This is a genomic window from Streptococcus sp. LMAG:39 (assembly GCF_008680485.1).
GTDB lineage: Bacteria > Bacillota > Bacilli > Lactobacillales > Streptococcaceae > Streptococcus > Streptococcus pasteurianus.
Window position 1 is genome coordinate 1,838,127 of record NZ_NALE01000001.1, and the last position, 13,841, is coordinate 1,851,967.

General features: G+C 38.4%; 13 protein-coding genes and 2 pseudogenes. 12 read left to right on the plus strand and 3 right to left on the minus strand.

Annotated features, from left to right (window positions below; translation table 11 throughout):
• Window positions 1-100 precede the first annotated feature (100 nt).
• The 6 genes from CCC20_RS09475 to CCC20_RS09500 all read left to right on the plus strand — a co-directional run bounded on the left by CCC20_RS09475 (window position 101) and on the right by CCC20_RS09500 (window position 4,428).
• Window positions 101-337: a hypothetical protein gene (locus tag CCC20_RS09475; RefSeq protein ID WP_244898379.1), complete on the plus strand. Its 237-nt coding sequence runs from the start codon at window positions 101-103 to the stop codon at window positions 335-337.
• A 166-nt stretch (window positions 338-503) separates the two neighbouring features.
• On the plus strand, window positions 504-692 hold the full coding sequence (locus CCC20_RS09480) for a hypothetical protein (protein ID WP_003063969.1): 189 nt from the start codon (window positions 504-506) through the stop codon (window positions 690-692).
• A gap of 295 nt (window positions 693-987) precedes the next feature.
• On the plus strand, window positions 988-2,502 hold the full coding sequence (locus tag CCC20_RS09485; RefSeq protein ID WP_003063972.1) for a zinc ABC transporter substrate-binding protein AdcA: 1,515 nt from the start codon (window positions 988-990) through the stop codon (window positions 2,500-2,502).
• 494 nt (window positions 2,503-2,996) lie between these two features.
• Window positions 2,997-3,203: a CYTH domain-containing protein gene (locus CCC20_RS09490; protein ID WP_003063974.1), complete on the plus strand. Its 207-nt coding sequence runs from the start codon at window positions 2,997-2,999 to the stop codon at window positions 3,201-3,203.
• Window positions 3,204-3,399: 196 nt separating this feature from the next.
• The gene (locus tag CCC20_RS09495; protein ID WP_231729884.1) at window positions 3,400-3,663 is read left to right on the plus strand and encodes a hypothetical protein; all 264 of its coding nucleotides are present in this window, start codon (window positions 3,400-3,402) and stop codon (window positions 3,661-3,663) included.
• 93 nt (window positions 3,664-3,756) lie between these two features.
• A complete protein-coding gene (locus CCC20_RS09500) occupies window positions 3,757-4,428 on the plus strand; it encodes a glucosaminidase domain-containing protein (protein WP_041973938.1) in 672 nt (223 codons plus the stop codon).
• A gap of 106 nt (window positions 4,429-4,534) precedes the next feature.
• Here CCC20_RS09500 and CCC20_RS09505 read toward each other — a convergent pair.
• Window positions 4,535-4,750, minus strand: a pseudogene (locus CCC20_RS09505) (transposase); the annotation flags it as partial.
• A 227-nt stretch (window positions 4,751-4,977) separates the two neighbouring features.
• Between CCC20_RS09505 and CCC20_RS09510 the strand changes: the two are divergent.
• The 6 genes and pseudogenes from CCC20_RS09510 (at window position 4,978) to CCC20_RS09535 (ending at window position 12,342) form a co-directional block, all read left to right on the plus strand.
• Window positions 4,978-6,255 carry an ABC transporter permease gene (locus tag CCC20_RS09510; protein WP_003063981.1) on the plus strand — a complete coding sequence of 426 codons (1,278 nt, stop codon included), beginning with the start codon at window positions 4,978-4,980 and terminating at the stop codon, window positions 6,253-6,255.
• 12 nt (window positions 6,256-6,267) lie between these two features.
• The gene (vex2, locus tag CCC20_RS09515) at window positions 6,268-6,915 is read left to right on the plus strand and encodes an ABC transporter ATP-binding subunit Vex2 (protein WP_013851647.1); all 648 of its coding nucleotides are present in this window, start codon (window positions 6,268-6,270) and stop codon (window positions 6,913-6,915) included.
• A gap of 55 nt (window positions 6,916-6,970) precedes the next feature.
• The gene (vex3, locus tag CCC20_RS09520) at window positions 6,971-8,350 is read left to right on the plus strand and encodes an ABC transporter permease subunit Vex3 (protein ID WP_270620170.1); all 1,380 of its coding nucleotides are present in this window, start codon (window positions 6,971-6,973) and stop codon (window positions 8,348-8,350) included.
• A 137-nt stretch (window positions 8,351-8,487) separates the two neighbouring features.
• On the plus strand, window positions 8,488-9,144 hold the full coding sequence (gene vncR / locus CCC20_RS09525) for a response regulator transcription factor VncR (RefSeq protein WP_270620171.1): 657 nt from the start codon (window positions 8,488-8,490) through the stop codon (window positions 9,142-9,144).
• Window positions 9,141-10,463: a sensor histidine kinase VncS gene (vncS, locus tag CCC20_RS09530; protein WP_270620172.1), complete on the plus strand. Its 1,323-nt coding sequence runs from the start codon at window positions 9,141-9,143 to the stop codon at window positions 10,461-10,463. Before vncR ends, vncS begins: the two co-directional genes overlap by 4 nt.
• 897 nt (window positions 10,464-11,360) lie before the next feature.
• Window positions 11,361-12,342, plus strand: a pseudogene (locus CCC20_RS09535) (IS30 family transposase).
• A 67-nt stretch (window positions 12,343-12,409) separates the two neighbouring features.
• Here the strand turns inward: CCC20_RS09535 and CCC20_RS09540 are convergent.
• Window positions 12,410-12,652 (minus strand): type B 50S ribosomal protein L31, encoded by a 243-nt coding sequence (locus tag CCC20_RS09540; RefSeq protein ID WP_003064003.1) that lies wholly within the window; start codon window positions 12,650-12,652, stop codon window positions 12,410-12,412.
• A 159-nt stretch (window positions 12,653-12,811) separates the two neighbouring features.
• Window positions 12,812-13,756 (minus strand): DHH family phosphoesterase, encoded by a 945-nt coding sequence (locus tag CCC20_RS09545; protein ID WP_287180118.1) that lies wholly within the window; start codon window positions 13,754-13,756, stop codon window positions 12,812-12,814.
• Window positions 13,757-13,841: the final 85 nt, after the last annotated feature.

Here is a 13,841-nt window from a genome sequence, read left to right on the forward strand (position 1 = left end):
TGCTGAAGCAGGAATTTCAACGTCATAATTATTACGTTTTGAGCAAGGAAAGACAGATTTAACGATAATAAAACTTGCTTTAGTCTTGGGGCAAATAAATATGCCGATTGTTGAGTTTATGCACGTTGTGGGAGATTCTCAGCGTAATCATTTAGAGAGAGTGTTAGAAAAAATTCATTACTATCATTCAGCACAAGATGTCTCTGGTTTAGAATATTTGTTAGCAGCAGAGCGAGCTAACAATACAGTAAATGAGCTGTTTCAACACCTGAACACTATTTTAATCAGAGCTTATCTTCGTGACTTGTCAAAAGAAGATGGTGACACTAGCATTTAGTGACCAATTCGCCCAAAATTTCAAAATCACCTTGAAAGATTAATAGGGAAAGGTCAGGAGCAAAGCATACCAGTAAATCGGTATCGATCTTTGCTATTGGTGAATGCTTTTAGTGCGAGTTTGCTTTATTATTTGTTAGTCTTTTGCTTTTCTAGCAGCCGTATTCATGGGCCTATCTGAATCATTATCTTCAGGAACATTAGTTCCCTTTAATTTTGATGTTTTAGCTAATGAACAAGAGTATGCTAAATTCTTTAAAAATTCAAATACGATAACGTATGTTTTTACTGCTTTGGTAACGATTATTTCGCCATTTTTACTAAAACAAAGTGTCCTATATCCATTAGCTTTGTGATGATTAGCTTGATTTGTCTGTTGAAGCTACCAAATAAAATCATAAAATTAGGTTCAAAAGAAGCTCCAGCATTTTCGTCAGGAATTCGTTTAGCATCATATATTGCTGGAAAAAGTGTAAATAATCCTCAAAATCTCAACCCTCACATAATCATCTTATGAAACTATTGATTTTCGTAGGGGCTCTTTATTTTTGTATGAAAAAAATAGTTTTTGTGAGAAAAAAGCTTGCAAAAAACTTAAATTGTGTTATACTTAACCAGTAAACTATTAACTAGTTAAGAAAAGGAGTTGTCATGAAGAAGAAATTTCTTTTATTGATAAATTTAGTTGCACTTTTATTTGCTTGGCAAATCAGCCATATCAAGCAAGTTTCGGCAGATGACAAGATTGATGTTGTCACAACTTTCTATCCTGTTTATGAATTTACCAAAGCTGTTACGGGAGATACCGCAGATGTAACCATGTTGATCAAAGCAGGAACTGAACCACACGATTTTGAACCATCTACCAAAAATATTGCAACGATTTCAGACGCTGATGTTTTTGTCTATATGGACGATAGTATGGAAACATGGGTTGATAGCGTTGAAAAATCCATTGGTTCAGACAGTTTAACAGTTGTTAAATCAACAGGAGATATGCTATTAATGGCAGGAACAGCTGATGAAGACGACGAAGATAGCGATGACGGTCATACTCACGAATATGACCCACACGTTTGGCTCTCACCAAAACGCGCTATCACATTGGTTGAAAATATCCGTGACGCTTTTGTTGCAAAATATCCTGATAAAGCTGATACTTTCAATAGCAATGCAGCTGCTTACATTGGAAAACTAAATGATTTAGATGCCGAATACACAGAAGCATTGTCAAATGCTAAACAAACAAGCTTTGTCACACAGCACGCTGCTTTTGGTTATTTAGCACTTGATTACGGTTTGACACAAATTCCAATCACTGGTGTGTCAGCCGAATCAGAACCATCAGCAAAACGTTTAGCAAGTTTGACAAAATATGTCAAAAAATACGATATTAAGTACATTTACTTTGAAGAAAATGCGTCAAGTAAAGTTGCCTCAACGTTAGCAGATGAAGCAGGGGTCAAAACAGCGGTATTAAATCCGATTGAAAGCTTAACAAGCAAACAAATCAAAGCTGGCGAAGATTATTTCTCAGTTATGGAAGAAAACTTGAAAGCTTTGCAACTGACAACAGATGTCGCTGGTAAGACTATCAAAGCTGAAACAGACACAACCAAGACTGTTCAAAATGGTTACTTCAAAGATAAAGATGTTACCGACCGTTCATTGAGCGATTGGTCTGGTAAATGGCAATCAGTTTACCCATATCTTCTTGACGGCACATTGGATCAAGTTTGGGAATACAAAGCTAAAGCTTCAAAAGGTGAAAAAACAGCCGAAGAATATAAGGAATACTACACAACAGGTTACAAGACAGACGTTGAACAAATCAATATCAGCGGTAAAAAGAATACCATTACATTTATTAAAAACGGTGAGAAATACAAGTTTACTTATAAATATGTAGGTTACAAGATTTTGACTTATGAAAAAGGTAACCGTGGTGTCCGTTATTTGTTTGAAACGGATGATGAAAATGCTGGTGAATTCAAATACGTCCAATTTAGTGACCACAATATCACAACAACAGATGCCGAGCATTTCCACATTTTCTGGGGTGGCGAAAGCCAAGACGCACTTCTTGAAGAAATGGATAACTGGCCAACCTATTATCCAACTAGCTTAACAGGTCAAGAAATCGCCCAAGAAATTGTTGCTCACTAAAAAACTCATCAAAAAATAGTTAAAAAAGTCTGAAATAAAATGTCTCAGACTTTTTTTGTTTAAAGCTATGATACCTGTTACAACTGTGTTGTTCTTTGTTAGTGAAAAAATAAGGAAGTTTTAATAAGATGCTAAGCATTATGTAAGCAAAGGGAAGCCAATCAGGACTCGATTGCAAAGAAAAATGGTCATGAAAAGATTCGTATGTGAACTTATATAACCAATTCGACAGATGATAGCCAAGCCTTTTTGGAATTAAAGAAAAAAGACGCCTAAGGTGTTGGACATAAATTCCGTTTTGTTTCGGAAATAGGTGCGATTAAACAATTTATCAAGAGCGGAACATAGGAACCTGCCATAAGCAAAGACTACCTTTTGATTGACGGATTGAATGCGCTTAAAGAACGCTACGGCGACTTGAGTGTACATATGTTGATTTATTATGATTAAAGAAAAACATCATATTAAATGGGCAATCACAAACGAAAATTCGTGTGACAGTTGACAAAAATGTTACGTACCGTGATTACGATGTAGAAAAATCAATGGGAAATTACGGTAGTGAGCTAGTTGGTTATGGAAAAGTCACTATGGAGATTCCCCCTGGTCCCCAACCTGAACGGCTTAGAGCTCTTTTGATGAAACACAGCATTGAGTCAACATCATTTTCAAAATATGACACAGCCTATCGTAAATCGTAAGGAATAGTCTAATTAAAATGAATCACTTAGGAGATGATTACTGTTTTGAGTTTATTTAATAGTGTTTATACAGGTGTGAGTGCGACGGTAAATCCATTGATGGTTGCTTTATCTTTTTGGTCAGTCTTATATTAGGTGCTGTTTTAGCGCGGCTGTATCGTTATCGGACACTTTATACAAAAAATTTGTCATTACATTGACAATCCTTCCTAGCTTATTGTCAGTGATTATTGTCTTGGTGAATGGTAGTCTGGGAACAAGTGTTACCGTAACTGGGACAGGGACATTTAGTTTGGTACGTTTTCGTTCAGCTGTAGGTGGTGCGCGTGAACTGTTGGCACTATTTTTAGTAATGACTATTGGATCAAGTACAGGAATAGGCTACTTAACTTTAGCTATCTTGATCACAAGTGTTTTCTTGGTGATTTGGCTTGGTTTTGAGTGCGTTGCCAGCTTCTGAAAACTTTGTTATAATGAACTAAGATAGCACTTACATTAAGGAGGCACCGTGAAAGAAAAGCGTATTACAAAGTTCTTTTTAACCTGCGCAACTTTGGTTACTGGTATTACCTTGGGCGTTAACCTTTGTTTTCAACATTCTACAAAAGCGGTTGTCGCAGAATCTTCGGAAACATCAGATACAGCAACAGCTGATTTTATTGCAAGCATTGGCGAAACAGCACGACAAATTGGGCAAGATCGTAACCTCTACGCTTCTGTGATGATTGCACAAGCTGTCTTAGAATCAAGTAGTGGGCAGTCTGCGCTCAGCCAGTCTCCTTATTATAATTTCTTTGGTATCAAGGGGAGTTACAATGGCAATTCTGTGACCATGCTAACTTGGGAAGATGACGGAAATGGCAATACTTACGAAGTTGACCAAGCATTCAGGTCATATGATAGTTTAAGCGATTCGTTGAATGATTACGCTAATTTGCTTAGTTGGGATTTGTATTCTGGAACGTGGAAGTCTAACACAACATCTTACCAAGACGCCACGGCAGCCTTGACTGGTTTGTATGCCACAGACACATCTTACGCTGATAAATTAAATGCTTTAATTGAGCAATATGGTTTGACAGTCTATGATGAACCAGCAAGCACAGAGGAAGAAACAAGTAGCGAGGACAATTCAGACCATGTCTGGAATGAATATCGTGGCTCTTACACAACAGCAGCCATTCTAGCAGAAGACGAAGCATGGCTTCGCTTCATTAGTCAATAGAATAGGAAAGAGGGCTCTTTGTCAACTGTAGTGGGTGGCAAAGTTAAGCTCTAGCGAGAACAAATGATGTTCTCGCTTTTTTGCTGTTCAAAGCGATGTAAATGCATTTTCTGAGTTGAATCAGTTCCCGTTGTTCATCTGTCATATTATCAACAGACTTGAAGGAACCCGTTAGTTTGGCTTGTCTGACCTACTTATCGAAGGTTGAGGGCGTTAACTCATATTCTTTGATAAGCTCACTTCGTTTCATTTCAGCATTGCGGAGGTCAACAATTTGTTGCTTAAAGTCATCGGTGAAGTGGCGACGTATTTTTCTAGACATATCTGTTCTCCTGTTTTCTTTAGTGTAGAACACTTTATAAATTCTGTCTAGTTTAGTGTAACCGATTCACTTAGAACTTTTTTGTAGATTTCATAAACACTTCATAATTGCCTTTTATAATAGACTTATAGTTAGTTTAGTAGATGTAGAACTTAGGATCGGTTAAGACAAATCAATGTCTAGGTGAGTAGAAAACTAGGTGAAGTCATTAATGATGGAGGTATTAGATGAATCCAATCCAAAGAGCTTGGGCTTATGTCAGCAGAAAACGACTGAGAAGTTTTATTTTATTTCTGATTTTATTCGTCCTTTTGGCCGGAATTTCAGCCTGTTTGACTCTGATGAAGTCCAACGAAATAGTAGAAAACAATCTTTACAAAACGCTCAATACATCTTTTTCCATTAAGAAGATAGAGGATGGTCAGACTTTCAAGTTATCAGACTTAGAGTCTGTGAGAAAGATTAAGGGACTTGAAAATGTTTCACCAGAATTAGAAACAATCGCAAAACTAAAAGATAAGGAAGCAGTGAGTGGTGAGCAGAGCGTAGAACGTGATGACTTGTCAGCTGCAGACGAGAACTTGGTCAGCTTAACTGCGTTAGAGGATTCTTCCAGGGATGTAACCTTTACAAGTTCGGCCTTTAACCTAAAAGAAGGACGCCACCTTCAAAAAGGGGATTCAAAAAAAATCTTGATTCACGAAGAATTGGCCAAGAAAAATGGTCTCTCTCTCAATGACAAGATTCGCTTAGATGCAGGTCAGTCTGAATCAGGAAAGGGACAAACCGTTGAGTTTGAGATTGTAGGAATTTTTTCTGGTAAAAAGCAAGAGAAATTTACGGGCATGTCCTCTGATTTTAGTGAAAATAATGTCTTTACCGACTATGAAAGCAGTCAAAGTCTCTTGGGAAATAGCGAACCTCAAGTCAGCGCAGCTCGTTTCTACCTAGAAAATCCCAAGGAAATGGATGGCCTCTTGAAACAAGTGGCAAACTTGTCTCTGGAAAATCAAGGTTACCAAGTAGAGAAGGAAAACAAGGCATTTGAGCAAATTAAAGATTCAGTTGCGACCTTCCAAACCTTCCTGACCATCTTCCTCTATGGGATTATGATAGCAGGAGCAGGAGCTTTGATTTTGGTCTTGTCTCTCTGGTTGAGAGAGCGGGTTTATGAGGTCGGAATCCTATTGTCACTTGGAAAAGGGAAAAGTTCGATTTTCCTACAGTTCTGTTTAGAGGTGGTTTTGGTATCAGTTGGAGCTCTGCTTCCATCCTTTATTGCAGGAAATGCCATTACGTCCTACCTGCTTCGAACTCTACTCGCAAGTGGAGAACAGGCAGCTCTTCAAGACACCCTAGCCAAAGCAAGTGGCTTACCCAGTAGCATCCTATCATTTACAGAATCCTATGTATTTTTGCTACTAATTAGTTGCTTGTCTGTCACTCTCTGTTTTATCTTTTTATTTAGAAAAACACCGAAGGAAATTTTATCGTCTATTAGTTAAGAAGGAGAAATCATGACTTTATTAGAATTACAAGATGTTACCTACCGTTATAAGAACACTGCTGAAGCAGTTTTATATCAGATCAAGTATAATTTTGAACCCGGAAAATTTTATAGCATCATTGGGGAGTCTGGAGCAGGGAAATCCACTCTATTGTCCCTTCTTGCTGGCTTAGATAGCCCTGTCGAAGGAACTATCCTTTTCCAAGGAGAGGATATTCGTAACAAGGGATATTCTTATCATCGTATGCATCATATTTCCCTAGTCTTTCAAAATTATAACTTGATAGATTATCTTTCTCCACTGGAAAATATCCGCTTGGTCAACAAAAAGATAAGCAAGGATATACTTCTTGAGCTTGGTTTGGATGAAAGCCAGATCAAGCGGAATGTTCTCCAGTTATCAGGTGGACAACAACAACGTGTAGCCATCGCTCGCAGTCTTGTTTCAGAAGCTCCAGTTATTCTAGCTGATGAGCCAACAGGAAATCTGGATCCTAAGACTGCTGGAGATATTATCGACCTTCTCAAATCACTTGCCCAAAAAACAGGTAAATGTGTTATCGTCGTAACCCACAGTAAAGAAGTGGCACAAGCGTCAGATATTACACTTGAATTGAAGGATAAAAAGCTTACTGAAGCTCGCAATACTAGCAAATAATATGAACTTGTTTTGATAGAACTATAAAATCGAATTAAATCTAGAAAGGGAAACTATGTTACACAACGCATTTGCCTATGTCACAAGGAAGTTTTTCAAATCTATTGTTATCTTCCTTATCATTCTCCTCATGGCGAGCTTGAGTTTAGTCGGTTTGTCGATCAAGGGAGCTACGGCCAAGGCTTCTCAGGAGACTTTTAAAAATATCACCAATAGTTTTTCCATGCAAATTAACCGTCGCGTTAATCAAGGAACGCCACGTGGTGCAGGAAATATTAAGGGTGAAGACATCAAAAAAATCACTGAAAACAAGGCTATTGAATCTTATGTGAAGCGAATCAATGCTATCGGGGATTTGACTGGATATGACCTCATCGAAACGCCAGAGACCAAGAAAAATCTAACTGCTGATCGTGCTAAACGTTTTGGAAGTAGTTTGATGCTGACAGGTGTCAACGATTCATCAAAAGAAGATAAGTTCGTCTCAGGTTCTTATAAATTGGTTGAAGGAGAGCACTTAACCAATGATGACAAGGACAAAATCCTTATGCATAAGGATTTAGCAGCAAAACATGGTTGGAAAGTAGGAGATAAGGTCAAACTTGACTCCAATATTTATGATGCTGATAATGAAAAAGGCGCTAAAGAAACGGTTGAAGTAACAATCAAGGGTCTCTTTGATGGTCACAATAAGTCTGCGGTTACCTACTCACAAGAGCTCTACGAAAATACAGCTATTACAGACATCCATACAGCTGCTAAACTATACGGCTACACAGAAGAAACTGCTATTTATGAGGATGCAACTTTCTTTGTAACAGCGGACAAGAACTTGGATGATGTCATGAAGGAGTTGAATGGTATCAGTGGTATCAACTGGAAGAACTATACCCTCGTTAAGAGCTCCTCTAACTACCCAGCTCTTGAGCAGTCTATCTCAGGTATGTACAAGATGGCCAACCTCCTCTTCTGGGGTAGCTTGAGCTTCTCTGTTCTCCTATTAGCCCTTCTTCTTAGTCTCTGGATTAATGCTAGACGCAAAGAAGTGGGAATTCTCCTCTCTATTGGTCTCAAACAAGCAAGTATCTTGGGTCAATTTATTACCGAATCTATCTTGATTGCAATCCCAGCTCTTGTTTCTGCTTATTTCCTAGCCAACTATACAGCTCGTGCTATTGGAAATACGGTTCTTGCCAATGTGACTTCTGGAGTTGCCAAACAAGCCAGCAAGGCGGCTCAAGCTTCTAACCTTGGTGGTGGTGCAGAAGTAGATGGATTTAGTAAAACTCTATCAAGCCTAGACATTTCTATTCAGACATCAGACTTTATCATCGTCTTTATTCTTGCCTTAGTTTTAGTTGTGTTAGTGATGGCACTTGCTTCAAGCAATCTCCTCAGAAAACAACCAAAAGAACTCTTGCTCGATATTGAATAAAAAAACTTGCTACCTATTCTCCCCTAAATGGGGTATAATATAGGTAGCATTTTTATGTGTCTACTCTCCATAACTGCACTTGTCTTTAGAATGGAGATGATTGAAAAGAAATTTAAAGGAATGAGAAATATTTTTCTATGAAGATTTTAATTGTAGAAGATGAAGATATGATCCGTGAGGGGATTAGTGATTATTTGACAGACTGTGGCTATGAAACTATTCAGGCAGCAGATGGTCAGGAGGCCTTGGAGCAATTTTCTAGTTATGAAATTGCTCTGGTATTACTGGATATTCAAATGCCTAAGCTCAGTGGCTTAGAAGTCTTAGCTGAGATTCGTAAAACCAGTCAGGTTCCTGTTCTGATGTTGACAGCTTTTCAGGACGAAGAATACAAGATGGGTGCTTTTGCTTCCTTAGCGGATGGTTATCTGGAGAAACCCTTTTCTCTATCTCTTTTAAAAGTGAGAGTGGATGCGATTTTTAAGCGCTATTATGATAAGGGACGAGTCTTTATTTACAAGGATACGCGAGTGGACTTTGAGAGTTACAGTGCAAGTCTAGCAGGAGAAGAAGTGGCTATTAATGCCAAAGAATTAGAAATTCTAGATTATTTGGTCAAAAATGAAGGACGTGTCTTGACACGATCACAGATTATTGATGCAGTGTGGAAGGCAACAGATGAGGTTCCTTTTGAACGAGTGATTGATGTCTACATCAAGGGCTTGCGCAAAAAGTTGCACCTAGATTGTATCCATACCGTCAGAAATGTTGGCTATAAATTGGAGAGAAAATGAAGCGACTCAGTTTATTTAAAAAGATTTTTATCTACACTTTCTCCATTTTTAGTATTCTGGTCATTTGCCTCCACTTGGCCATATATTTTCTCTTTCCCATCACCTATCAGGGTAACAGGCGGGAAGTCATTGTCAAAAAGGCAACTAAGATTGCCCAGTCACTTGAAGGACAGGATAAGAGGACGATTGAGCGGGTGCTGGCTGTTTACTCCGAGACCAGTGACATCCTGATTTCAGTCAAGGGGGAGGTGACAGAGGACGGGATAGAGATCGCAGAGGGTATTCCCTTGGACCCTGACCGCCAGACGACCTCTGTGGTCATCGAGGAGCGAGAGGTAACGACTCAGGACGGTCAAAGCATGACTCTCCAGTTTCTAGCTTCTATGGATTTGCAAAAGGAGGCAGAGCAGATTAGTCTTCAGTTTCTTCCTTACACCTTGCTGGCTTCTTTTCTGATTTCACTGCTTATCGCCTACATCTATGCTCGCACCATTGTCGCACCGATTTTAGAAATCAAGCGGGTGACTCGCCGCATGATGGACTTAGATGCCGAGGTTCGTCTGCGTGTGGATTCCAAAGATGAGATTGGCGATTTAAAGGAACAAATCAATAGTCTCTACCAACATCTCTTGACGGTCATTGCAGATTTGCACGAGAAAAATGCGGCTGTTCTCCAGCTTGAACACATGAAGGTGGAGTTTTTGCGTGGGGCCTCACATGAACTAAAAACACCCCTCACTAGCCTGAAAATCCTCATTGAAAATATGCAAGAGAATATAGGACGCTATAAAGACCGAGACCGCTACCTAGCTGTGGCTTCAGAAATAGTTGATGAACTCAGCCATAATGTCTTGCAAATATTAACCCTTTCTTCCGTTCAGGAGCTACGAGACGAAAAAGAAGAGGTTTCTTTGCTGGATATAACAAAAGAGCTAATACAGGACTACAGCCTACTTGCCAAAGAGCGGAAGCTTTTGGTGCAAAATCAACTGACGAACCAGCAGGCTTACCTCAACCCCTCTGTTCTCAAACTTATCCTGTCTAATCTTCTCAGCAATGCCATCAAGCATTCTACTCAAGGTGGTTACGTGAGGATCGCTGAGAAGGAGGGCTGGATTTCCATTGAAAACAGCTGTAATCCAGAGGAACAAGAAAAATTTACCCAATCCTTCTTGAATACTAGCAATAAAAGGGCACAGGGCTCTGGTCTAGGCCTCTTTGTAGTTAAAAGCTTATTGGAGCACGAAGGGATTCTTTACCGCTTTGAGAGACAGGAGAAATGCTTATTTTTTTTGATACAATTTCCGAGTAACGAGTAAAATGAATATTGCATTAAACTAGACAGAATTTATAGAGTGTTCTATACTAAGTAAGAAGAATCTGATGTCTAGAAAATCTCGTTGTTTCAAGGGTAACTTTAAACAACAAAATCGTTGATCTACATTATACAATACTACCCAAAGGTGGCAAGATTCGATTAGAGAATACAGTTTAACACCCCTAACTTTTGATAAATAGGTAGGATAGACCAAACCCAATGTCATTAAGTTTAGTAAGGGTTATAAGACAACAAGTTCATTGATAGACTAGAACTCGTTAGTTATACTGTTTGGGCTAGCCCAAACAGAAATGTTGCCATTTTATAATAAATAGTAAATACACAGCAGAATCTATTACTTTTTTAATAAATTCTATTTTGTACTCACATTTAAAATACCAAAATTTGGTCAATTTTTGGTCAATAAAATCTAATTTAGTCTGATTTTCTATAACAAATAAAAAATGATAAACCCCATGATATGACAAAATTTATAAGACTTTAGATGCTTTCTTTAACTAACCTCAAATTTCTATACCCAAAATTTTTTATTATCTTTATAGAGTTTCTAAAAAGTATCTAAAAAGAAGAAAACTTTCATATTTTTAAAGAAATTAAGTGATAGTAAGCCTACTAAATTAGCATCTCTGGCTTAAAAAAATATCGGTATCGCACTCAAAATCCAGTGTCCGCAAGGACGTGCCGGTTCGACCCCGGCCGCCGGTATAATATAGCAAAAAAGTCCTATTGGTTGGGGCTTTTTTGCTATATTTCTGTCATTTGTCGGGAATAATGGGATTTTTTATATCTTGAATTTACAATATAAGTGCACAATAAAAACTCATAAGATTTTTCTAGTAAAATAGGATTGAACAAACATCTTACGAAAGGAAATCTTATGAGCTACCATCATTTTACCATAGATGAACGAGAAAGTATTCTGATTTATCGTACTTAAAGGGATGACCTTTTCTCAAATAGCACGACTATTACATCGGCACCCCTCAAGTATTAGCCGTGAATTAAAACGTCATTCCAAACAAGGCAACTATAGTAGGGCACAAACAGCTTATCATCTCGCTAAATCGCATTGTGGGCGAAAAAGGAAATTAGAAATAGACACTGAACACAGTCAGATCGTCAAGCATCTTTTTCTTGAGTGTCAATGGTCGCCAGAAGAAATTGAGGGGCGATTACGTTTAGAACGAGAAAGACACGTCATTAGTTATCAAACCATTTATAGAGCTATCTATCGCGGTCACTTTGACGACACGCCTCTTTTACATGGTGCTCGTGGGGTTGTTCGCAAACTTCGTCACCATGGTAAAACACGCCATACAAAATCCCATGTGGAAAAGCGAGGAAAAATTCCTATTTCTCATACCATTCATGAGAGACCAATAGCAGCTAATGAACGCTCGAGAATAGGTGATTGGGAAGCCGATACTGTTGCTGGAAAGACTGGAAAAGCTTGCCTAGTAACACTCACTGATAGGCATTCCCGCTTCCTCAAAATTCAGAAAGTAGCTGTCAAGAAAAGTAAATTGGTTATAGAAGCCATGGTAAATATGTTAGCATCTCTACCAAAAGAAACAGTGACTCCTGATAGAGGTAAGGAATTCTCAGGATATCCTGAACTCACCGAGAAACTAAATGTCGAAGTCTATTTTCCTGATTCTCATGCTCCTTGACAACGAGGAACAAATGAGAATACAAATGGCTTATTGCGAGAGTATTTTCCAAAAGGAAGTGACTTAACAGAGGTAGAACACTTGATTATTCAGGAATGGGAAAATAAATTAAACAACAGACCACGAAAATGTCTAAACTGGAAAACACCTTATGAAGTTTTTTATGGGATAAATGTGCACTTAATTTGACAATTCGCTAAATAAAAAAAGCCAATTTCGATTGCTCGAAAATGGCTTTCCTGTAAAATGCGGTTTCTTATTTGAGACCGTATTTTTTGTTGAAGCGATCCACACGACCGTCTGCTTGTGTGAATTTTTGGCGTCCAGTGTAGAATGGGTGAGAATCTGATGAGATTTCCACACGTACAAGTGGATAAGTAGCGCCTTCAAATTCTACAGTTTCGTTAGAAGATTTTGTAGAACCGCTAAGGAATTTGTAACCAGTAGTTGTGTCCATGAACACAACTGGACGGTATTCTGGATGGATGTTTTGTTTCATTGTTAAAAGATTTCCTTTCTGCCATGGTGCTTTTTTGACGCACCATAGTTATTTTAACTTCTATAGTTTATCAAATAATGCGATATTTGACAAGACTTTTAGACAAATTAATTGAATTAAAATCAACTTGTCTAAAAGTCAAGCCTATCAAGAGATAGCTTAGTCTTTTGATGTTAGTAAGTCTTTGATTTCTTGGTAGATTTCGTCGTTTTCTTCAAGGCTATAAGAATTAGCTCCGCTGGCTAATGGGTGTCCGCCTCCGTCATGACGTTTAGCAATTTCATTGATAACCTGTGATTTACTACGGAGGCGCACACGATAATGTTTATCAGTTTGTTCGACAAAAATTGCCCATGATTGGATACAATCGATTTTTCCAGGAGTTCCAACGATGGCAGATGTTTCAGCATCTGTTACGTTGAATTTTTTCATGATATCCTGTGTCAATACCACACGAGCAGCGCCATTTTCATCAACTTCAAGATTGTCAAAAACGTATCCTTGAAGTTTAGCAATTTTAAATGAAAATGAGTCCATTTGGCGAGCTAGTGTTGAAAAATCAAAATCATATTCGCGTAGTTTGCTCGCAATTGAGAGGGTTTTGCTCGTTGTTGCAGGATAAAGGAAACGTCCAGTATCACCGACAATACCACAATAAAGCAGGCGAGCTGCCTCATTTGATAAAGCTAGACTAGTTGAAAGGGCAAAATCGGTGATGATTTCGCTAGCGCTAGAAGTAGTTGTATCAACATAAAGCAAATCACCGTAAGCATCGTCATTAGGGTGATGGTCGATTTTAATCAGAAAGTCACCTTTTGTATAGCGGTCATCGTCAACACGTGGCGTGTTTGCAGTATCGGTAACAATAACTAAAGCGCCTTGGTAATCATCATCAGAGACAGTATCCATTTTTGTTAACCAAGTAAGTGTTGGCTCGTCTTTCCCAGTCGCCAAGACTTTTTTTTCTGGAAAATTATGTCTGATAATATCACGAAGCCCGACTTGGCTACCGAGAGCATCAGGGTCGGGACGTTGATGACGGTGGATAATAATGGTATCGTAAGCTTTTATTTTTTCTAAAATTTCTTTAAAAGTGTTGTTCATGTTTATTCTCCAATATCATATCAATATGTGGAATACTGTTCTCTAGGTATTCATCAGAAATTGTCTCAAATTCAACAGAAGTGTA